Origin of the sequence: Pseudomonas sp. 3JA, from assembly GCF_036961705.1 — a bacterium.
GTDB lineage: Bacteria > Pseudomonadota > Gammaproteobacteria > Pseudomonadales > Pseudomonadaceae > Aquipseudomonas > Aquipseudomonas fluorescens_Q.
Genome location: NZ_JBAMDJ010000001.1, coordinates 131,352 through 150,927 on the forward strand (window position 1 = coordinate 131,352; position 19,576 = coordinate 150,927).

Genomic DNA, 19,576 nt, shown 5'->3' on the forward strand with positions numbered 1-19,576 from the left:
GGCGTCACTGCCTCAGTTGATCTGTACCGAGCCGCCCTTGATGCGGTTCACGCCGGATGATCGACTCGACAGGTAGGCCCCTCGGATAAGTATCTTGCCTTCGCGCGTGAGGGTAATGCTCGCCTTGCCGCAGCGCAGGACGATTTCCCGTTCTGCGGTGAATTCCAAGCGCTCGCCGTCCAGCTGGGCGACGGCAGGCGCGGCGGTTTGCGGCAGGCGCTGGATGCGGCCGATCACCAGTGGTCGGGCCACGTCGCCGGCCTCGAACATCAGCGCGACCTGGGCGCCGATGTCCTCTCGGCTCAGCGGTGTGGTAGTGCGCGCAGCGAGGCCTGTATCAGCGGGGCAACCGGGGAAGGCCACCACTGGGGCGTCCGCCTTGGGCACATCCAGAAGCACGCCAATCACGACGCCCTCCACGCGCACTGGCGTGGAGGAGGCAGGGAGGTGGTATTCAACGGTCATAGCGCCTACTCCATGGCTAGTTCTGCAGAATCTTCTGGCCTTTGACGACCACATTCTTGCTGGCCTTGATCTTGATGGCACCGGAGCCGTCGATGGTGATGTTCTTGCCGCTGATCATGATCGTGCCGTCCTTTTTCATGGTGATGCTGGCGTCGCCCGTGGTCAGGCTGATGGAGTCACCGGCGGTCAAGGAGAAGTGCTTGCCAACGTCCAGGCTGTCGTTCTGCTTGATGTTGGTGGTGCGGTTCTGGGCGACGTCGCGCGATTCGTTCTGGCCGATCTGGGTGCTCTGGTTGCCGCTGATCTCGATGCCTTCGTTGCCCTGGACCGTTTCGTTACGGTTGCCGGTGATGCCGATGGTCTCGTTGCCGCCCACGTCCTCGGTGCGGTTGCTGGCGATGCTGATTTTCTCGTTGGCACCGACTTTTTCGGTGCGGTCCGCGCCGATGGTGATGGTCTCGTTACTGCCCACGTTCTCGGTGCGATTGGCGCCAATGGTGATTTTCTCGTCGCTGCCCACCTTCTCGGTACGGTTCACGCCAATGGAAATGGTTTCGTTATTGCCGACCTTTTCCGTGCGATCCACACCGATGGTGATGGTTTCGTTGTTATCGACGGTTTCGGTGCGGTCGTGTTTGACGTGCACGGTTTCGTCGTTGTCGATGGTCTTGCGGCGGTCATGGCCAACCCAGTGGGTCTCGTCGTTCTCGACCTCGATGTCCTGGTTTTTCTCGGCGTGGATAAACAGCTGCTCGGCGCCTTTCTTGTCCTCCATGCGGATTTCATTGAAGTTGGCCGGTGAGCCGCCCTTGCTCGAGCGGCTTTTCACCCCGCTCTGGGTGGCATTGGCCGGCAACCCGTAGGGCACGGTCTGTTCGGCGTTGTAGACGCGGCCGGTGATGATCGGCCGATCCGGATCGCCCTCGAGGAAACTGACGATCACTTCCTGGCCGATCCGCGGGAGCTGCACGGATCCCCAGTTCTTGCCGGCCCAGGCCTGGGAAACACGAATCCAGCAGGAGCTGTTTTCATTGGACTGGTCATGGCGATCCCAATGGAAATGCACTTTGACCCGGCCATATTGGTCGGTCCAGATTTCCTCGCCACTGGGCCCCACCACCACGGCGGTCTGCGGTCCACGGACGATGGGCATCGGCGTGAGGGGCAGAGTTCGGAAGGCCTGGTTGGCATCCATGCAGTCCAGTTCGCTGACGAACTGTTCGGCGACGTCCGACTGTCCGCTTTCATAGGCGTCCTGACGAATCTGATAACGGGCGGCCACCACGAGATACTCGCGGTTCTGGTCTGCACGGTCATATCCCGTCAGCGTGAACACATGACCGCAACCGATGCCGCGGGCGCGACCGCGTAATTGCACACGCTCGAACTGGCTGTGAATGGCTTCGATGCGAGTACGCGCATAGTGATCGCCATCGTTGCTCTGGACGTACTCACCGGGGTAGTCGTAGAGCGGGTAGTCGGCGTTGGTGTGGGTGCGCGGCACACTGGAGCGCACCTCAAGGCTGGCGCGTGGACGCAGGAAGTCATAGTCGTTCAGCGCCAGCGAGCCGGGTTGGACTTCCCGTGCCAGTTGCCAGTCGTAGAAATGATCGCGCTCGCGCATTTGCCGATCGGGCGGATAGAAGGGCACCGATTCATAGTCTGCCGCCGTGGAGTGAGCGCCATAGGCGTCGGCCAGCACCAGGACATGCCGCGACTTGTCATGGCGAAAGTAATAATAGATGCCTTCCTGCTCCATCAACCGGCTGACGAAGTCGAAGCTGGTTTCGCGGTACTGCACGCAATATTCCCACTCGCGGTAGCTGCCGCTCAGGCTGTCCTCGAAATCGGAGAAGCCGAGGTCGCGGAACACCTGCTTGATGATGTCCGGCACCGTCTTGTTCTGGAAAATCCGGCAGTCGGAGGTGCGCGTGAGCAGCCAGAACCACGGGCGCAAGCTGACGCGGTAACCGGCGAACTGACCGTGGCCGGTCAATTGCCGGCAACTGCAGACAATGCCGTGAAAATAGCGCTTGCCGCCGTCATACAGCTCCAGGGTCAGGCCCATCGGCTTACCCAGCAATTGGTCGAACGTGATTGCCCGGTCTTCGGAGGTCAGGTCCAATTCGTAGTGAAACAATCGCCCCAGCTCTTCGCTGCCTTCCATGCTTTGCAACAACAGGACATCGCCGCCGAGGGGGCTGTCGACCTGCACCAAACGGTTGTTTTGCGTGATTGCCATGAACGGCTTCCTTTGGCTCGTGTTCGGGCGTCAGTCGGCCGTGGTAAAGAAGGTGGCGTCGCACGCATAGTCGTCGCCATAGGGGATGCCAGGGGAATTCGAGTCCAACACTTGCTGCACATCCACCACAGGGGGATCTCCTTATCGGTATTGCGGTCTTCAATCGAACTGAACGTACGAGCAGATCCTCATCCTGCGGATTGACGTGTGTCTGGAGCCCGTTAGATAGCGTTCCGAGCATCGCCCGGAATGGGACGGATACCTGACGTCAAGATAGGTGACGGAAGGTCGTCTACGTAGTTTCGTTAGCTATAACTGTCATTCCAAAATCGAATAACACTATGAGAGTGACGGACTCGGCCTTTGCAACCTTTCTGACAAGAATGTCAGGAAGCGGTCAGCCTGCGGACACCTTCGCAGCCTAGACTGGGGAAAATGTACATCCAGGCGATCTTGCAGGGGGCTTGAAGCATCAGCCCCCAGCCAAACATCGGGATCGGCTATTGGGTCTCCTAATTTGTGGCACCGTTTTAAGAGAGGCGTTACCCGATGCGTTTGCTCATTGTCGAGGACGAAGAAAAAACCTCCTCCTACGTCCATCGTGGCTTGACCGAGCTTGGCTACATTGTCGACGTTGCCACGAATGGTATCGATGGCCTGCATTACGCACTGGAATGGGACTACGACGTGGTGATCCTGGATGTGATGCTGCCGGGCAAAGACGGCTATGACGTGCTGCAAGGCCTGCGCCTGCACAAGAAAACCCCGGTCATCATGTTGTCGGCCAGGGGGACGGTGGATGATCGCATTCGCGGGCTGCGCGAAGGCGCCGATGATTACCTGGGCAAACCTTTTTCATTTGCCGAACTCGTCGCACGTGTCCAGGCCTTGATCCGTCGTCACGCAGGTGACTCGGCCGACCTGACGCATTTGCGCATCGACGATCTGGAGGTCGACCTGCAAGCGCGCAAGGTGACCCGGGGCGGGCTGCGGCTGGACCTGACGGCCAAGGAGTTCTGTCTGTTGAGCCTGTTGGCGCGGCATCAAGGCGAGATCCTTTCCAAGTTGATGATTGCCGAGCAGGTCTGGGACATGAATTTCGACAGTGACGCCAACGTGGTCGAGGTTGCGATCAAGCGCGTCCGCGCCAAGGTAGATGCCCCGTATCCGCGCAAGCTGCTGCATACCGTCCGTGGCATGGGGTATGTACTGGAAAGCCGAGAGGCAGATGGCAGGCAAACGGGTACGCCTTGATGAAACGATCGATCGCCAAGCGGCTCGCCCTGATGTTCGCCCTCGCTGTCCTGCTGATCATGTCGATCAGTGCGACGCTGTTGCGCTGTTCCTTGAAGCAATCGCTCGATGAGCAGATGCAAAACGAGCTGGTGCTGCGCCATTCCGTGCTCGACCCGGTGCTAGCCAAATACGATTCGCCAGCATTCTGGGTCGGTTTGCGCCAGAAGCTCGACGGCCTGACGCCCGCGGATGAACGAGTGCGCTATTGGATCCTGGTAGACAACCCGGCCTTCAGTTACGGCGGGGCGATGCCCGATGGCCAGGATTGGTCGAAGCGCTCCGATGGGCTTTTTACCCTGGATCTACCTGACCGAGAGCGCCCCATGATGGTGTTGCTCAAGACCATTCCCGCCATGGGCAACCGTCCGGAACTGCGTTTTATCGTGGGGCTGGACTCAACGCCGTTCAGGAAGACCCTGGACCACTTCACCAAGATATTGGTCCTGACCTCGGCGTTGGGCATCGGGCTGGTTGCGCTGCTCGGTTACTGGATCGCGCGTTTTGGCCTGGGACCGGTGAGGCGCTTGAGCCGTCAAGCCAACAGCCTGCCGCCGGGGGATTCGAAGCAGCGACTGGACACCGAAGCGCTACCTGGCGAATTGCAGGAACTGGCGGTGTCATTCAACGGCGCCTTGGCGCGCCAGGAAGCGGCCTGGTGCCAGCTCGAAGGATTCAATGCCAATGTGGCCCATGAGCTGCGAACGCCCCTGACCAACCTGATCGGACAGACCCAGGTGGCATTGGCCCACGGGCGTGAGGTGAGCGAGCTTCAGGACTTGTTGCAGTCGAACCTCGAAGAGCTGGAACGGATGGGCACCATCGTCAATGACATGCTGTTCCTGGCCGGGGCCGAGAGCGGGCAACGAGCAACCGAGCTCAGTGACGTCTCGCTTTATGAAGAGGCGGCGAAGACGGTGGAGTATCTGGAGCCGGTCTTGCATGACAAACAGCTGAGCGTGGTGATCCAAGGCGACATGCGCGTGTGCATCGACCGACGCCTCTTTCACCGCTCCCTGGCCAATTTGATACAGAACGCGGCGCGCTACGCGGTGCCGACAAGCACCATCACGGTGACGCTGGTCAGCCACGGCATGCAGGTCGAGGTGAGCGTTTCCAATGCCGGAGAGCCCATCGACAATTCGCACCTGGAGCGTTTGTTCGAGCGTTTCTATCGCGCCGACACCGCCAGGGCGCGAAGCGATGCGCACCATGGCCTGGGCCTTTCCATCGTGCGTGCGGTGGCGTCCATGCACGGTGGACGCGTGTTTGCCCACAGCGAAAACGGGCTCAACACCTTCGGATTTTCCTTGATGAACCAGACCGCGCGTTAGTCGTCGCCCCTGGGAGTAAAGTCCGCCCGCGTTTGACATCTTCCCGTCAGCCAGCCGTCACCTTGACGTCAGTCGCCCCCGCCTAAAGTGCCACGACCATCCCAACGAGGACAGTGTCGTGGAGCCCACTATGAACATTCGAAACCTGTCGATTGCCGGCCTGCTGGCAGTCATCTCCTTGAGCGGCTCGCCGCTGCTCGCCAAAGAGCAAGCGCAGTTCCCGGCCTACGAATATGGCATGCCGCTGGACATCGCCAGGGTCATTCATATCGAGGAGGCGACATCGCCGGTATGCGAGGTCGTGCAAGCCAATATGACCTATTTGAATACCCAAGGAATAAAGAAGCACGTCAGCTTTCTGCAGTTGGCTGAGGCGTGCTCGAAACAGTGACCGTCCGGCGATGCCGGTTCATTTCTTCAGACAGGGACCCTCACCATGTGGAATAGCACAACAACACCTGCCATTGGCCGCATGAGCCGGCTTGGAAGACTGGCGAAAACCCTCACCGCAGGCATCGCACTGCTCAGTGCAGTGAGTATCGAAGCTTCCAATCGCATTACACCGAAACCAGACTGGTCGACCAGCGACATACCGTCCCAGAAAGGCCGGATTGTCCTGATCACCGGTGGCACCAGCGGCATGGGCTACGAGGATGCGCTGGCCTTGGCGCGTGCCGGCGCCGAGGTCATCATCGCCGCGCGCAACCCGGAGCGCGGCGCACAGGCCATTGCGCGTATCCGCGAGTCCGTGCCCGACGCCAAGGTGCAGTTCGAGAACGTGGACCTGGCTGATCTTTCATCGGTGCGCGGCCTGGCCCAGCGGCTCAATCAGCGACTGCCGCGCCTCGACGTGTTGATCAACAATGCCGCCGTCATGGCGCCTCCCGAGCGAGGTACGTCTGCTGATGGCTTTGAACTTCAATTGGCCACCAATTACCTGGGGCACTTCGCGCTGACCGGCCTGCTGGTGCCGCTCTTGCGTCAAAGCGAGGATGCCCGTGTGGTGAGCCTGTCAAGCATTGCGGCGGCGCGCGGCGCGATGAATCTCGATGATCTGCAGAGCGAGCAGAAGTACGACCCCTACGCGGCTTACGCACAATCGAAACTGGCCATCCTGCACTGGGCCTTTGCCTTGCAGCGGCGCAGTGACGCCGAAAACTGGGGAATTCGCAGCATGGCGGCGCATCCCGGCGTTGCGGTCACCGAGTTGGTCGCGCGGGGGCCAGGCCTGGACAGCGAGTTCGGTCGGCGCTGGGCAAAGGACCGCGATGCGTACCACTCGGCAGCACAAGGGGCGTTGCCCACGTTATATGCCGCCACGGCTGCCCAAGCCGTAGGCGGGGCTTATTACGGCCCGACCGGTGACGATGAACGACGCGGTCCGTTGGGCTTCGCCAAGACGCCGCCCGCCGCCAACACGCAGGCGGATGCCGAGCGACTCTGGGCTGTCTCCGAGCGCCTGACCGGCGTGACCTATCGCTGATGCAACCCTGGGCGCGGGCGTCCGTCCCGCGCTTGACCTTTGCCTTTGCCGTCTCCCCGGAGTCCCTATGAGCACGCCTTCCTATTTGCACCGCCTGAGTCTCGCCCTGAACGCCCGCGACGGCGAGTTACGTCCAGCGTTGTGCGGATTCCTGCTGTTCCTTTGCCTCTTCACCGGTTACTTCATGCTGCGCCCGATCCGTGAGTCGATGGGTATCGCGGCGGGGGTGGAGAATCTGCAATGGCTGTTTACCTCGACCTTCCTGGTCATGCTGGCAGCCGTGCCGTTGTTCGCCTGGCTCAGTTCCCGAGTGCCGCGCCTGCGCCTGATCGACTGGGTGTACGGCTTCTTCGGTTTCAACCTGCTGATGTTCGTCGAGTTGTTCCAGTTCCAGCCGGACAGTGTCTGGCTGGCCCGGGTCTTTTACGTCTGGATCTCGGTTTACAACTTGTTCGTCGTATCAGTGGCCTGGAGCCTGATGGCAGATGTATTCGACAGCGAGCAGGCCAAGCGTCTGTTCGCCTTCATCGCCGCGGGCGCCAGCGTCGGCGGTTTGTTGGGGCCGGCCCTGAGCGCGCTGCTCATCGACCCCCTCGGCGCCTCGGGATTGATGTTTCTGGCGGCCTTGTTGCTCGGTGCCACGCTGGTGTTGAAACGGGCGTTGATGGGGTGGCGCGAAACGGGCGGGGCTGGACGTCCCGGTGCCGCGCCGACGCAAAGCCCCCAACAGCCATTGCACGGTAATCCGTTCAGCGGGTTGACGACGGTGCTCAGGTCACCTTACTTGCTGGGGATCGCCGGCTTCGTGGTGCTATTGGCGACGGTCAGCACCTTTCTCTATTTCGAGCAGGCGCGCCTGGTGGCCGAGCATTTTCCGGATCGCCAGGCGCAGGTACGCATCTTCGGCACCATCGACATCATCGTGCAGGCGGGCGCGTTACTGTCCCAGCTGTTCATCACCGGCCGCATAGCGCCGAAGTTGGGGGTGCGTGCTTTGTTGGCCGTCGTGCCGCTGCTCATGTGCATCGGCTTCCTCGGCCTGGCGTTGGCGCCGGGGTTCGCTCTGCTGGCGGCGGTGATGATCGTGCGACGAATCGGTGAGTACGCGTTCGTTCGGCCGGGTAGGGAAATGCTGTTCGCGTCGCTGGATGCCGAGAGTAAATACAAGGCCAAGAACTTCATCGACACCGTGGTTTATCGCGCGGGTGACGCCATGAGCGGCTGGGCCAAGAGTCTGCTCGACCTGCTAGGGCAGGGGGCCGGTCTGGCCGCGATAATCGGCGCCTGTTGTGCACTGCTTTGGGGTTACCTGGGCTGGCAACTGGGGCGGAGGGCGGATAATGCCACGTTGCGGGAGTTACGTTTGGCGACCATCTCGGCCAGGGCATGAAGACCGTACCGACCAGCATGAAACCCACTCTATTGTCTGCCGCGTCGTTGCGGCGAGGAAAGGTGAAGCGGATGAGTCTGAAAAACAAGGTACTGGCGATCGTAGCGGCGGTTGTTGCTTTCTCGGCGCTCTCCACAGCGTTTGCGGGCAAAGAAAACGCCCTGGTCGGGACATGGCGCATGGTCAGTGCAACCGTTGAGAGCCAGGGCAGTAGATCGGATGCTTATGGCCCCGATCCCCATGGGTGGCTCGTCTTCACGCCAGAGCTGACGTTTGTCGAAGTACTCACGGATCCACGCGTGCCGGCGTTTCGATCCAACGTTCGTGGCGAAGGCACGGATGAGGAAAACCGGGCAGCAATGGCGGGGAGCATCGGTTTTTTCGGGCGATATACCGTCGACCGGAACGGTGAGTTCACAGGCAACACTGTCAAAGGGTCTACGTTCCCGAACTGGGTGGGGGCTGTGCGCACCCGGGACGACCTGCAGTTGAAGGTCGATGGCAACCGGATGGTAGAAGATTTTCGCCGCCCGGATGGGGCGAAGGTTCACATCGTCTTTGAGCGTGTAAGGTAATTTCGAAGCGTCGCGTGCAACCAGATGATGGCCTTTTCCACCGGGCTGACACCGATAGAAAAGGAGCCGCAATCGCGGCTAATGCCAATCAGTTAAGGATCAAGCGACACAAACCGATTCAAATGCCTCAAGGTGCTTCCTAGTCAGCAGATCCAGATCGCGCGAGCGCCTGCAGCACCTCGATTGCTTTCTGGGCATCATCTTTGCCCACAAAAATGTGGTCGTGGTAGTAAGCCGCGATGACATTACAGCTGATGCCAGCATTTCCCAGTGCAGTTGCAAAGGCAGCCGTCAAGCCAACGGCATCCAGCGCCGAATGGACGGTCAAGGTAATCCAGGCGGCGACATATTCGAATTCAAGACCCAGCGCCAGGGCTGCGGATTGCTCGAGGATGACCGTCAGGCCTTCCTTCTCCCGAAAGCTCCCCAGCACTTCCTGCCCCTCCAAGATGTTGCTGTTTTTGACAGTGCAGAAGACATAGTTACCCTCATTCAGTAAAGGGCTCATGCCATGGAGTAGCTTTGCTATTGATTTTTCACCCGACATTTCATAAGTCTCTATTGATTGTTGACGACCCAGTCTCGGCTTTTTTCGCGATAAGAAAAGTTAAATTTCATGATGCAGGATTAGCAGATCTAATATTGCATGAGGGCGTCTGGCATCTTGTCTTGTGACTCCTCTTGGTACCCCTAAATGGGGCTGCGGCCACCACCGTCGCGGGGTGGATAACGGTAATAGCATAGGCGGGAGGAGGGTGACGCCAACACTCAAACGAAGTATTGAATAGGAGATTCCTGTTCTATTTGTTTGATTTAAGTCCATTGTAGAACTCACGCACCATTTCTTCGGAGACGTCCATGTTCTGTCGAAACTTACTCGGGCGCAAATCATGGTCGCCATTGTACTTGGCGTCTATTCCGGAGCCGAAAGCTTCATCTTTCTGGATCATTGAGTTTAGCGCTTTAATCAATGCGCCATCGCTAGTGGCAATCTTATGCGCGCCTACGTAACCATCCACGAGCGTTTCGGCGTACCCATGAATCTCGCAGTTATGATAAAGGTAGAGCTTCATGATGCAGGCAAATGAATGAGCGAAAGATTTTTTGGCGCCGTTTGGCAATGCCGAGTTACAGCCATAAATTTTTATCTTCCCGGCAAAGCTTTTATTCAACGAAACTTCATTTTTTAAAGTTTTAGCCAGGGCAAAGGCAGTGATGGATTCGCTGCTAGCAGAGGTTTCCTTGGACAAGTCAATGCTTCCTGGAGCGCAATGTCCGAAAATGTAGATGACCTCGTTAGGGCCTATGCAGCTCTTCAAACGCTCTTTAAGCCTTTTTTTCGAAGGTCCATCGAACGTGAAGAACTCATAGTCGGCCAGGTCGGTCCGTTCTGTGTTGGCTTCAATCTTCGAGCGCCTGGCTTTTCGCCAGTTTTCCCTCGTATTGACCCATTGCTTGGACTGTCCTGAAAACGGAAATATCACGATTCGTGAGTGATTAGGGGGGCTGTCGTCGTTGCCGTTATCACACATAGCGCTGGCTCCACGTGAAGGATCTCCTTGTCGAAGAGATTCTAGTCAAGCCTGTGGATTTGGTAGCTATTGATGCTTAAGCGTTCTGGTCTTTGGAGCTGAGGGGGAGATAGGAGGCAGATGGCTCAGGCGAAGGAGTAAACATTTACCCATACGCCGTTTAACATAATATACATTATGTGTACTCACAGATATTCCCACGGCCCCCATTGATGGCTGGATTTGAAGCCAATCTCATCCTCTCAATTCAATGCTGTACCGTGACGTCATCGATATCCCTCAACCCACTGTCGCCAAGTTCTCCGTGTTCCCAAAAAGGCAAATAACGTACTAAGGTTTAAATCGCCTGCTGAATGGGTGCGATTTCCTACACACGACCTCAGTGCGACATACAAGGATAGACAGTATGAATGCCAGATCGGACCCTGGCGGTGACGGCATCGTCCTGGCACTGGGAGCCGCCGAAAGCGTCGACAGCGTGGCCTACGCTTATGGACATGTGCGCTCGACACTCTGGGATCACCCACGCAATGCCAATCTGCGCCAGCAACACCCGGACGGGACGACGCTCGCGTCGGGGGATCTATTGTTCGTTCCCCCGCGCACGAAAGCGACCTTCGAACAGAACGCCACCGGGCGAAGGCACACTTTCCGCGTGCTGAACACGCCTGCCTTGCTTCGGTTTCGTCCTTATGCGCTCGCCGGACAAGGCCTGGCGCGCCACTTTGAAGTACTGCGTGGTGACACGCTGCTGGGGCGTGGCACGGCTGAAGCGAACGGCGATATTGTCTGGCCGCTCGAGCCAACCGCCGATGACATCACCGTACGCGTAACCTTTGACGGCTTCTCCCGCGACTACCCATTGAGGCTTCGCGCGCTCGACCCGATCAGCACCCTCAAGGGCGTGCAACAACGCTTACGTGGTCTCGGCTACTTCCGCGGCGAATGCGATGGTCAGTTGAATGACGCGACCCGGGTGGCCATCGGTGCTTTCAAGATGCAGGCCGGGTTGCCTGACGACGATGAGTTGCTGAGCGATGCCGTACGCGCGACGCTCCACGGCTACCATGGAGAGGCCTCCCTATGATCCAGGTTCACAAAACGCCAACGGCCCCTCCCGCGCTACAGCGCTCGCATGCTGAGATGCAAAAAGGCATCCAGCAAGCTGTCCAGGCTGGCGCCATGGTGGTCCTCTGCACCAAAGGCACCAACACCGCCAAAACAAAAAGTGTTCCAAAAGGCGCGGTGAAGATCGTCATCGACGACGATCAGTACAAGCCGCCTCACGCCAAGGCGCTGCTGAAGGTGGACCAATATGGCAAGTGTGCCTTTTGCGAGGCGCGCTTCATGAGCACCGCAGGCGGGGATGTCGAGCACTTTCGACCGAAAAAACGCCACGACGGTTTCGTCCCTGTGGGCGCCCAGGCACTCGATAACCTCGGCTATTTTCAATACGTTTATGACTGGAGCAACCACTTGTGGTCATGCAAGGAGTGCAATGAGACCTACAAGAAAAACTACTTCGACGTGATACCGGACAACCTGACGACCCCACCGCCGCGCCTGGAAGACTTCGACACCGAGGACGAGTTCTGGGCAGCCATTAACGAATGGGGTCGTTTGGGTCCACCGCGACACGACGCATGGAACAACCCGAGCAATGCCGAAAGGCCGGTGTTGATCAATCCTGTCACCGAGAATCCGCGCGAACACATCAGCTTCGATTCAGAGACGGGAGAAGCCGTCCCCGCTCCTCTCGACGACCTTAACCAACAAATGCAGCCCACGAGCGACAGGGGTGGCAAGAACATTCTTGTCCTCGGCCTGAACCGCAAGGAGCTTGTGTTCGCCCGCATGCGGCACCTGGCAATGTTGCGAGGCGTGTTTCTGGAGATGACCCACAGCCTCGACCTAACGATCGAGTTCCTGAAATGGCAGCGTGGAGACGAGTGGTTCAAGACCCTGACGGTGCCAACATTGCGCGACAAAGTGAAACGCTACACCGCTTACCCCGTGTCGGAGAATCAAACCCGCTCGGCCATCGAGTTCTTGTATTACTCCACGACGCCCCAGGCGCCGTTTTCGGCGTTGGCGATGGATGCCCTTGCCTGCTGGAGCCTGGAGCTGACCAGACACGTGCTGCAGTCACGCGAGCACATCACTCAGCTGCAGGCCGCACAAAGCGGGAATGCCCCGGCCACCCGCAGCGTCCACGAACTTCCCCGGCTCGGCGTGCATGCGGTCATCCTGGCTACTTACCAAGCGGACATGGAGGCGCTGAAAGCGTCGCGTGACACCCTTGGTGCGTATGCCCCGTTATGGAATGCCGGATTTGAGCAAACGCACATCGAATACGTCTGCCGGGACCGCCTGGCAAAGGTCATGGCTCTGCACGCCAAATTTTACAAGGACCAAAAAGGCTATCCCCGTCACGACCCGGCTTTTGTCACTGCTTTTCTGAGCCACGAGCGCGATGTCCTTGATGTCTGGAATGCCCTGGAAACCTATGAGTGCGACAAGGATACATGGAGCAGCGCGATGGACACGATGAACCAGAACCTGACGGAATATGGGCCGGATCTCGCAGAAGACCTCACTGTCCATTGCAACCAGATCGTCGTCAGACTCAACCATGCGACACAAGCGTTCAACCTGAATCGAAGCTTGAATCAGACAGCGCCCTGGTGCGACGAAGTGGTCAGGATCGGTCAGGCTGGTGAGCAACTTACCGCTGAGCTCGACCGTCGGTGCCAGGCTTGCGCAAACGAAGATGTGAGCAACAGCACCAGCAGCATGCGCGTCACACTGAAGGAAATTGCCGAGGCCGTCGCTAAACTGAAAATAGGCAATATTCCCGAAACAGTGATGCCATTTCCGTTGCCAGCCCCACCAAAACCCTGGATCACGCCCAAGGCCACCGGGCTGCGCAAACGCGCCGGCATGCCCCAGAATTTGGACGCCGCGTGGCAGCATATCCGTCTCAAGTCCAATTCATGAGCCCTTCCAGCGCTCCACCGCACGCTGATCCAATTCCGGAAACGTCACCTGACAGTTGCCCGGATCAAGGCCATCCACCCTCGCCCGTCCGAACGCGTCAAGCACACCGCTGTGCTGGGTCCCGTTTGGTAATGCAATGACATAGGATTCCCCGGCAACGGGCTGCCCCTGCATATCCAACAACTCGATCTCCACGAATGTCAGTACCACCGGCTCAGGTCGACTGGCAGATTCGGAAGAGGCTTTTACTGGCAGACGCCTGCGGGCTGCGGCGGACACCGGCGCAACGACCTCTTCTACAGCGACCGAGGCCGGTACGCGAACCGGCATCGGCCGTTGGTATGGAAAAACGTAAGCACACAGCTCCCCGCGCCATAATTTGCTGGCTACCTGGCGGTGAACTTCGCGATCATCCAGCAGATGGACCAGAGACTCCTGGGCGGATAACAGCGCGCGCAAACGGTGTATCTGATCGGCTCCGGCAAAATGTCGGTGAATAAAACTGTCGGCCTGCCACGGTTCACGCATTTCGATCCTGGTCGCCCCGCTCCCCCCTTGCTGCATGGACGGACCGTCAGCAAAGCTGGATCGAGAGCCCAGTTCGATGCGATCAGCCCCGTCAAAAAAACATATCCGCATAGGCTGCCAGTCCCGGGCAGGAGGATGAAGGAGCAGTCTAGATGATTATCATGGAGACCCTGCTACAGGCCATTGATAAGTCCGGTGCTCAGTGACTCAATCCTGTAAATGACATCGCACACGCTGCAGCTCATCGCCCAGCAAGGCCTGAGGCTTCTCGCAGCCAGTGGTGCATAGACTGCACCGTTCGCGGAAGAAGCAGCCGCTCGGTAGTCGGCGGTTCCCTGGTAATTCGGTCGGCGCCGCGACTTGCTCGTCGTGCAGTGGCACGCCCAGTCGTGGTACCGCCTCGAGCAACAAACGGGTATAGGGGTGACGTGGCTGATCGAGCACTTGAGCCACGCTACCCAGTTCAACGATTTGCCCCAAGTACATCACCGCTACCCGATTAGCCATATGACGCACCACGGATACGTTGTGAGAAATCAGGATGTAAGTCAGATTGCGGGCACTTTGCAGCTCTGCCAGCAGATTGAGAATCTGCGCCTGAACCGAGATATCCAGCGCCGATGTAGGCTCGTCCAGGACAATGATATCCGGGTCTGACGAAAGGGCTCGGGCGATGGCGATGCGTTGACGCTGCCCACCGGAAAACTGATGCGCGAAGCGGTCCAGATATTCCGGGCGGATGCCGACTTGGGCCGCGACCCTGGCGGCTACATCGCGCATCTGCGCATGGCTGACATGGCCTCGGGCGTATAACGGCTCGGTGATGATTCTCCAGATAGGCAGGCGCGGATCAAGGGACGACTGTGGATCCTGGAAAACAATCTGAACGTTGCTGCGACCTTCGCCGCTGCGATTGGCCCAATTCATCTCCCCGCTGCTGGGCGGCAGCAGGCCCATCAACAGCTGGGCCAAGGTGCTCTTGCCGCAACCTGACTCGCCGACAACCCCCAGGGTCTCGCCTGCCCGCACCTGAAGATCAATGCCGTTCAAGGCGTGGGCATATCCACGCGGTCGCCCCAACCAGTCATTGCTCACGGGGAAACGAACGTGAACATCGTCAAGTTGAAGAATCGTGGGAGCCATTTGGGTGATGGGTTGAAAGACGGCACTGTTCATCACGAAAGCTCCTTGACCGGTAACCAGCACGCGCTTTTACGTTGGTCATTACCGTTGATAGTGTTGAGATTCGGGCGCTTGCTACAAACCGGCATGGCGTATGTACACCGCTCCTGAAAAGTACAGCCCACGGGCAAAGAGGCCAGGTTCGGCACCTGACCGGGAATGGTCAGCAGCGGCTGGCCCGGCTCGACCATTTCCGGCAGACCACTGAGTAAACCTTGCGTATAGGGATGTTGCGGATTTCCCATGACATCGGCCGTGCGGCCCTCCTCGACCACAGCTCCTGTGTACATGACGTAGACCCGGTCGCAGAACTGCGAAACCAATGCCATGTCATGGGTGATGAGCAAGATGGCCGTGCCCCGCTGCCTGGCTTTTTCTCGCAACAGCAACAGCACCTGGCGTTGCACGGTCACGTCGAGGGCCGTTGTCGGCTCGTCGGCAATCAGCAATTGGGGTTCGCAGGAGAACGCCAGCGCGATCATCACCCGCTGGCGCATGCCGCCAGACAGCTCGAAAGGATAGCTCTCCAATACCTGTTCAGGACTGGCGATGTGCATGTCGCGCAACAGTGCGATCGCCTTGAGACGGGCTTGGGCGACGCTGATCCTCTGGTGATGAATGATCACATCGAGCATTTGCCTACCGATGCGCCGGGTCGGGTTCAAGGCGGTCATCGGCTCCTGGAAAATCATCGCGGCATCGCGCCCACGAATCGTCAGTAACTCTTTTTCAGGCGCTGCCAGCATGTCACGACCGAGCATGCTCAAGCTGCCGGCGGTGATGCGATAGCTGCGCTCGGGCAACAACCGCATGCTGAGCATGGCCGTGACCGACTTGCCCGATCCGGACTCGCCGACGACGCCGACGATTTCCCCGGGATTGACATGCAGCGACACGCCGTTCAGCGCTTTGACGTTGTTTTTGTAAGCCGGGAATTCCAGGCTCAGGTTGTCGATGGACAATACTGGACTCGACGTCTGCATGGTCACTTCCCCTGTTGCCGTGGATCGAGCAGATCGCGTACGCCATCGCCCAGCAAGTTGAACCCGGTGGCCGTGATCAGAATCGCCAGGCCTGGAAAGGTCGAATACCACCAGTTATCGAGGATGTAGTTGCGCCCGGTGGCGACCATCGCGCCCCACTCGGCCGTAGGTTGCTGCGCTCCCAGGCCGATAAAGCCCAGGGCCGAAGCCATGAGGATCGCGCTGCCGATATCCAGGCTCAGTTGCACCAGCAATGGCGGCATTGCGTTGCGCGCCACGTGCCAGTGCACCAGGTGCCAGCGCCCTGCCCCGAAGGTTTGGGCGGCCTTGACATAACCCATCTCGCGGATGCTCAAGGCTTGGCCGCGGGCTAGCCGGACATAGGACGGAATTCGTACAAGCGTAATCGCCAGCATCGCGTTGAACAGGCTCGCCCCCAACGCAGCCGCCAAGGCCATGATCAGCACCAGCGAGGGCACCGACAGCATGATGTCCATCAGGCGCATGATCAATGCGTCGAAACGACCACCGATGACCCCGGAAAAGCACCCCAGCAACCCGCCGATAAAACAGGATGCAAAAGCCACGAACAGACCGACACCCACCGACTGCTGGCTACCGAACAGCACGCGGCTGAACAGGTCGCGACCGACTTCGTCGGTGCCGAACCAATGGGTGCTGGATGGCGGCGTCAGGCGTTCGGCCAAGTTCAGCGCGTTGGGGTCGTGACTGGCGAGCCAAGGGGCGAAGATCATGCACAGCAAGACGACACAGGTGATCGCCAGGCCCGCCATGGTCAGCGGACTGCGGCGGACGCGGTAGGTCAGATAGGCGATTTTTTCGTTCCAGCGCGGGCGGCGCGTGGCCATCAGGGTAGCGGACATTTCAACTTACCTCGCCGATGCGTGGGTCGATCACGCGGTACACAATATCGATGGCCATGTTCAGCAGCACATAGATGAACGAAACCAGAATGGCGAAGCCCATCACCGCCGGGAAGTCCAGCGACTGGATCGACTTGACGACATAGGCGCCCATGCCGGGCCAGGCGAAGACCGTTTCGGTCAGCACCGCGCCATACAGCAAATCTCCGAGGGTCAGCCCCAGGACTGTCACCGAAGGAATGAGCGCGTTAGGCAGTGCGTGGCGCAGGATCACAGTCCATCGCGACAAGCCGTAGGCGCGGGCGGTGCGGATATAGTCTTCGCCGAGTTGATCAAGCATGGCTGAACGAATCTGCCGGGCGACGACGCCCAAGGTCACGAATCCCAGGGTCGCCGCCGGCAGAATCAGATGCTCGACGGCATCGAGAAACAGCGCGCCCTCACCGGCGAGCAGCGAGTCGAGCAGATAAAAACCACTGATTGTCGGCGGCGGAGCAAGCCCTTCGGACAGCCGCCCTCCTCCCGGCAACCAGCCCAGATGCCCGTAGAACAGAACGATTGCGCCCAGGCCGAGCCAAAAGGCCGGCGTTGAAATTCCGGTGACTGCAAGCGTGCGGGCGATCTGGTCAATCGCCCGATTGTGATAAACCGCTGACAGCACGCCAAGCGGCACGCCGGCCAGGATCGCAAGCACCAGCGCTACCAGCGCCAGCTCCAGTGTCGCCGGGAAGAACGTCTGCAGGTCTTCCAGAACGGGACGGCTGGTGCGTATCGAGGTTCCCAGGTCTCCCTGCACCAGGTCCATCAGGTAACGACCGTATTGTTGATACAGCGGCAGATCCAATCCCAGTTGATGACGTATACCGGCCACCAATGCATCACTGGCCCGGTCGCCAGCGATCAATCGAGCAGGATCACCCGGGATCAGATGCGAAATTGCAAAGGTAATCAGCGAAACGCCGAACACGACCAGCAACAGGCCGAGCAGGCGCTTGCGCAACAAAGTCAGGAAGGCCATTTTGGCTCCTCGGTAACACCCGCGACGAAAATCAGAAGCCGCGCCAGCCATGAATGGCCAGCGCGAGGGAGTCGGTTTACTTGCTCATACTGCCCAAGTTGAATACCTGTTCGAGCATGGGGTTGAACACGTAACCCTTGACCGAATCACGCATCGGCAAGGTGTAGCTCTTCTGGTAGAGGTAGGCGTAGACGCTGTCCTTGAGCACCATTTTCTGCGCGCTCTGGTACAGCTCGACGCGCTTCGTGGTGTCGCTATTAGCGGCGGCTTCTCGAATCAATTTGTCGACTTGCGGGTTGCTATAGAACGAGCGGTTGCCCTGCAGACCCTGCATCTTGGAGTCGAACCAGAAGTTCATGAACATGTACGGGTCGGCAAAGTCCGGGCTCCAGGCACCGACCGCGATGTCGTAGTCCGCCTGGCCGACGCGCTCACGCAGCGTGGCGTTGGCTAGCTTTTCCAGCTTGAGGTTGATGCCCAGTGGCGCCAATGCAGCTTGCAGGGTCAGGCCGATCGGTTCCCAGTTAGGATCCTTGTCCGAATACATATAGCTGAGGTTGGTGATTTTCTGCGACGTTTTCGCGAGGCTTTCCTTGGCGGCTGCCATGTCCTGCTTCATCGGCGGCAAGGAGCTGTCATACGCCCACATGCCGTCCGGGATTGGCCCGTTCAGGAGCTTGGCCTTGTCCCTGAGAATGCCTTTGACGATGCCGTTGTAGTCCACCGCTTCGGTGATCGCGCGACGTGCATCGACGCTGGTCAGTGGGCCTTTTTTGTTGTTCAGGTAGAGATAGGTGACCCGTAGCGACGGGAACTCCTTCACCGCCACGCCGGGCTTGCTGGCAAGAACGCCGAGCTGGTCTTCGGGCATGTCTTCGATGATGTCCAGGTCACCCCGCTCCAATTGCAGACGACGCACGGAGGGCTCACCGATGATTTTGATGACCACGGTTTTCAGCGCAGGTTTGGGGCCGGCGAAGTAGGTGTTGGGCTCCATGGTCAACGACTGGCCTTTTTGCCAGTTGCTCAAGCGGAAGGGACCGGAGCCTGCGGTGTGGCTCGACAGCCAGGCATTGAGGTCCGCGCTTTTATTGACCACAGCGGGGTTGATGATCGACGCGCCATTGTGGGCCAGGGTAAACAGGAACGGCGAGAAAGGCGTCTTCAGGGTGAACCGGATAGTCTGCGGGTCGACGACCGCGACCACCATGTCCTCCGGAAATGCACCGGAAGGTCCCTGCTTGAGCGTCATCAAGCGATCAAAGGAAAACTTCACCGCGGCGGCATCTACAGGGGCGCCGTCGTCAAATTTGTTACCAGGTTTGATTTTGAATTCCCAGACCAGATTGTCCGGAGAAACGGTCCAACTCTCGGCCAGGTCACCCTGAACTTCGGTGCTGCTTTTATCGCCTTCGACCTTGTAGCCAACCAGGCGCTGGTACGACGGGTAGGTAATGGTCCAGTCGTTGTTATCGAAGGTCACGGCCGGGTCGAGGGTCTGGGGATCAGCGGGTTTGCCGATGACCAGGGTGTCTTGTGGTACAGCCGCTGTCGCGGCCTGCCAGGCACCAAGGCTCAATGCACTGCACAAAACGCTCAGCAATAGCTTGCCGGCGCCGGGAAAGGTTTTGCTGGTCACGGTGTTCATTGGGTTCATGCCGGTTTCCTTG

Annotated in this window: 18 protein-coding genes; 8 read left to right on the forward strand and 10 right to left on the reverse strand. The window is 58.9% G+C overall.

The window, feature by feature from the left end; all coding sequences use genetic code 11:
• Positions 1-12: 12 nt before the first annotated feature.
• Both V7773_RS00580 and V7773_RS00585 read right to left on the reverse strand, forming a co-directional pair.
• The gene (locus V7773_RS00580) at positions 13-465 is read right to left on the reverse strand and encodes a DUF6484 domain-containing protein (RefSeq protein ID WP_336071647.1); all 453 of its coding nucleotides are present in this window, start codon (positions 463-465) and stop codon (positions 13-15) included.
• 16 nt (positions 466-481) lie between these two features.
• The gene (locus V7773_RS00585; protein ID WP_336071648.1) at positions 482-2,707 is read right to left on the reverse strand and encodes a type VI secretion system Vgr family protein; all 2,226 of its coding nucleotides are present in this window, start codon (positions 2,705-2,707) and stop codon (positions 482-484) included.
• Between the two features lie 549 nt (positions 2,708-3,256).
• On the opposite strand from V7773_RS00585, the gene V7773_RS00590 reads away from it, so the two are divergent.
• From V7773_RS00590 to V7773_RS00615, 6 genes are all read left to right on the forward strand, one after another.
• Entirely contained in the window at positions 3,257-3,961 is a 705-nt protein-coding gene (locus V7773_RS00590; RefSeq protein WP_092143433.1) for a heavy metal response regulator transcription factor, read from the forward strand.
• Positions 3,961-5,334: a heavy metal sensor histidine kinase gene (locus V7773_RS00595; protein WP_336071649.1), complete on the forward strand. Its 1,374-nt coding sequence runs from the start codon at positions 3,961-3,963 to the stop codon at positions 5,332-5,334. The genes V7773_RS00590 and V7773_RS00595 overlap by 1 nt, the downstream gene beginning before the upstream one ends.
• A 130-nt stretch (positions 5,335-5,464) precedes the next feature.
• Positions 5,465-5,725 carry a DUF2790 domain-containing protein gene (locus V7773_RS00600; RefSeq protein WP_336071651.1) on the forward strand — a complete coding sequence of 87 codons (261 nt, stop codon included), beginning with the start codon at positions 5,465-5,467 and terminating at the stop codon, positions 5,723-5,725.
• Between the two features lie 45 nt (positions 5,726-5,770).
• On the forward strand, positions 5,771-6,817 hold the full coding sequence (locus V7773_RS00605) for an oxidoreductase (RefSeq protein ID WP_336071653.1): 1,047 nt from the start codon (positions 5,771-5,773) through the stop codon (positions 6,815-6,817).
• A gap of 67 nt (positions 6,818-6,884) precedes the next feature.
• Positions 6,885-8,207 (forward strand): NTP/NDP exchange transporter, encoded by a 1,323-nt coding sequence (locus V7773_RS00610; protein WP_336071655.1) that lies wholly within the window; start codon positions 6,885-6,887, stop codon positions 8,205-8,207.
• Between the two features lie 71 nt (positions 8,208-8,278).
• Positions 8,279-8,782, forward strand: coding sequence for a lipocalin-like domain-containing protein (locus tag V7773_RS00615; protein WP_336071657.1), 504 nt, complete (start codon positions 8,279-8,281; stop codon positions 8,780-8,782).
• 139 nt (positions 8,783-8,921) lie between these two features.
• Here the strand turns inward: V7773_RS00615 and V7773_RS00620 are convergent, their stop codons facing one another.
• Positions 8,922-9,329, reverse strand: coding sequence for an ACT domain-containing protein (locus V7773_RS00620; RefSeq protein WP_092143415.1), 408 nt, complete (start codon positions 9,327-9,329; stop codon positions 8,922-8,924).
• A gap of 253 nt (positions 9,330-9,582) precedes the next feature.
• Positions 9,583-10,314 (reverse strand): hypothetical protein, encoded by a 732-nt coding sequence (locus V7773_RS00625; protein ID WP_336071658.1) that lies wholly within the window; start codon positions 10,312-10,314, stop codon positions 9,583-9,585.
• A 406-nt stretch (positions 10,315-10,720) separates the two neighbouring features.
• Between V7773_RS00625 and V7773_RS00630 the strand changes: the two genes are divergently transcribed.
• Both V7773_RS00630 and V7773_RS00635 read left to right on the forward strand, forming a co-directional pair.
• Positions 10,721-11,401: a peptidoglycan-binding domain-containing protein gene (locus V7773_RS00630; protein WP_336071660.1), complete on the forward strand. Its 681-nt coding sequence runs from the start codon at positions 10,721-10,723 to the stop codon at positions 11,399-11,401.
• On the forward strand, positions 11,398-13,311 hold the full coding sequence (locus V7773_RS00635; protein ID WP_336071662.1) for a protein Hnh: 1,914 nt from the start codon (positions 11,398-11,400) through the stop codon (positions 13,309-13,311). Before V7773_RS00630 ends, V7773_RS00635 begins: the two co-directional genes overlap by 4 nt.
• Here V7773_RS00635 and V7773_RS00640 read toward each other — a convergent pair.
• The 6 genes from V7773_RS00640 to V7773_RS00665 form a co-directional block, all read right to left on the reverse strand.
• Positions 13,306-13,839, reverse strand: coding sequence for a carboxypeptidase-like regulatory domain-containing protein (locus V7773_RS00640; protein WP_139232353.1), 534 nt, complete (start codon positions 13,837-13,839; stop codon positions 13,306-13,308). The two genes, V7773_RS00635 and V7773_RS00640, sit on opposite strands and share 6 nt — an antisense overlap.
• Positions 13,840-14,046: 207 nt before the next feature.
• Positions 14,047-15,015 carry an ABC transporter ATP-binding protein gene (locus V7773_RS00645; RefSeq protein WP_092224486.1) on the reverse strand — a complete coding sequence of 323 codons (969 nt, stop codon included), beginning with the start codon at positions 15,013-15,015 and terminating at the stop codon, positions 14,047-14,049.
• Positions 15,015-16,004 carry an ABC transporter ATP-binding protein gene (locus V7773_RS00650; protein WP_092224484.1) on the reverse strand — a complete coding sequence of 330 codons (990 nt, stop codon included), beginning with the start codon at positions 16,002-16,004 and terminating at the stop codon, positions 15,015-15,017. Before V7773_RS00650 ends, V7773_RS00645 begins: the two co-directional genes overlap by 1 nt.
• 2 nt (positions 16,005-16,006) lie before the next feature.
• Positions 16,007-16,888: a D,D-dipeptide ABC transporter permease gene (gene ddpC, locus V7773_RS00655; RefSeq protein WP_092143359.1), complete on the reverse strand. Its 882-nt coding sequence runs from the start codon at positions 16,886-16,888 to the stop codon at positions 16,007-16,009.
• Position 16,889: 1 nt separating this feature from the next.
• Positions 16,890-17,906, reverse strand: a complete 1,017-nt coding sequence (locus tag V7773_RS00660) for an ABC transporter permease (protein WP_003201952.1) — start codon at positions 17,904-17,906, stop codon at positions 16,890-16,892.
• Between the two features lie 76 nt (positions 17,907-17,982).
• On the reverse strand, positions 17,983-19,563 hold the full coding sequence (locus V7773_RS00665) for an ABC transporter substrate-binding protein (protein ID WP_336071670.1): 1,581 nt from the start codon (positions 19,561-19,563) through the stop codon (positions 17,983-17,985).
• Positions 19,564-19,576 lie beyond the last annotated feature (13 nt).

What these genes read in the sequence shown, in the direction of transcription:
- V7773_RS00640 (WP_139232353.1), bottom strand. Translation starts at nt 13,839, where the DNA reads ATGCGTGAACCGTGGCAGGCCGACAGTTTTATTCACCGACATTTTGCC.
- V7773_RS00660 (WP_003201952.1), bottom strand. Translation starts at nt 17,906, where the DNA reads ATGGCCTTCCTGACTTTGTTGCGCAAGCGCCTGCTCGGCCTGTTGCTG.
- ddpC (WP_092143359.1), bottom strand. Translation starts at nt 16,888, where the DNA reads ATGTCCGCTACCCTGATGGCCACGCGCCGCCCGCGCTGGAACGAAAAA.
- V7773_RS00665 (WP_336071670.1), bottom strand. Translation starts at nt 19,563, where the DNA reads ATGAACCCAATGAACACCGTGACCAGCAAAACCTTTCCCGGCGCCGGC.
- V7773_RS00620 (WP_092143415.1), bottom strand. Translation starts at nt 9,329, where the DNA reads ATGTCGGGTGAAAAATCAATAGCAAAGCTACTCCATGGCATGAGCCCT.
- V7773_RS00615 (WP_336071657.1), top strand. Translation starts at nt 8,279, where the DNA reads ATGAGTCTGAAAAACAAGGTACTGGCGATCGTAGCGGCGGTTGTTGCT.
- V7773_RS00605 (WP_336071653.1), top strand. Translation starts at nt 5,771, where the DNA reads ATGTGGAATAGCACAACAACACCTGCCATTGGCCGCATGAGCCGGCTT.
- V7773_RS00625 (WP_336071658.1), bottom strand. Translation starts at nt 10,314, where the DNA reads ATGTGTGATAACGGCAACGACGACAGCCCCCCTAATCACTCACGAATC.
- V7773_RS00610 (WP_336071655.1), top strand. Translation starts at nt 6,885, where the DNA reads ATGAGCACGCCTTCCTATTTGCACCGCCTGAGTCTCGCCCTGAACGCC.
- V7773_RS00635 (WP_336071662.1), top strand. Translation starts at nt 11,398, where the DNA reads ATGATCCAGGTTCACAAAACGCCAACGGCCCCTCCCGCGCTACAGCGC.
- V7773_RS00600 (WP_336071651.1), top strand. Translation starts at nt 5,465, where the DNA reads ATGAACATTCGAAACCTGTCGATTGCCGGCCTGCTGGCAGTCATCTCC.
- V7773_RS00590 (WP_092143433.1), top strand. Translation starts at nt 3,257, where the DNA reads ATGCGTTTGCTCATTGTCGAGGACGAAGAAAAAACCTCCTCCTACGTC.
- V7773_RS00630 (WP_336071660.1), top strand. Translation starts at nt 10,721, where the DNA reads ATGAATGCCAGATCGGACCCTGGCGGTGACGGCATCGTCCTGGCACTG.
- V7773_RS00595 (WP_336071649.1), top strand. Translation starts at nt 3,961, where the DNA reads ATGAAACGATCGATCGCCAAGCGGCTCGCCCTGATGTTCGCCCTCGCT.
- V7773_RS00650 (WP_092224484.1), bottom strand. Translation starts at nt 16,004, where the DNA reads ATGCAGACGTCGAGTCCAGTATTGTCCATCGACAACCTGAGCCTGGAA.
- V7773_RS00585 (WP_336071648.1), bottom strand. Translation starts at nt 2,707, where the DNA reads ATGGCAATCACGCAAAACAACCGTTTGGTGCAGGTCGACAGCCCCCTC.
- V7773_RS00645 (WP_092224486.1), bottom strand. Translation starts at nt 15,015, where the DNA reads ATGAACAGTGCCGTCTTTCAACCCATCACCCAAATGGCTCCCACGATT.
- V7773_RS00580 (WP_336071647.1), bottom strand. Translation starts at nt 465, where the DNA reads ATGACCGTTGAATACCACCTCCCTGCCTCCTCCACGCCAGTGCGCGTG.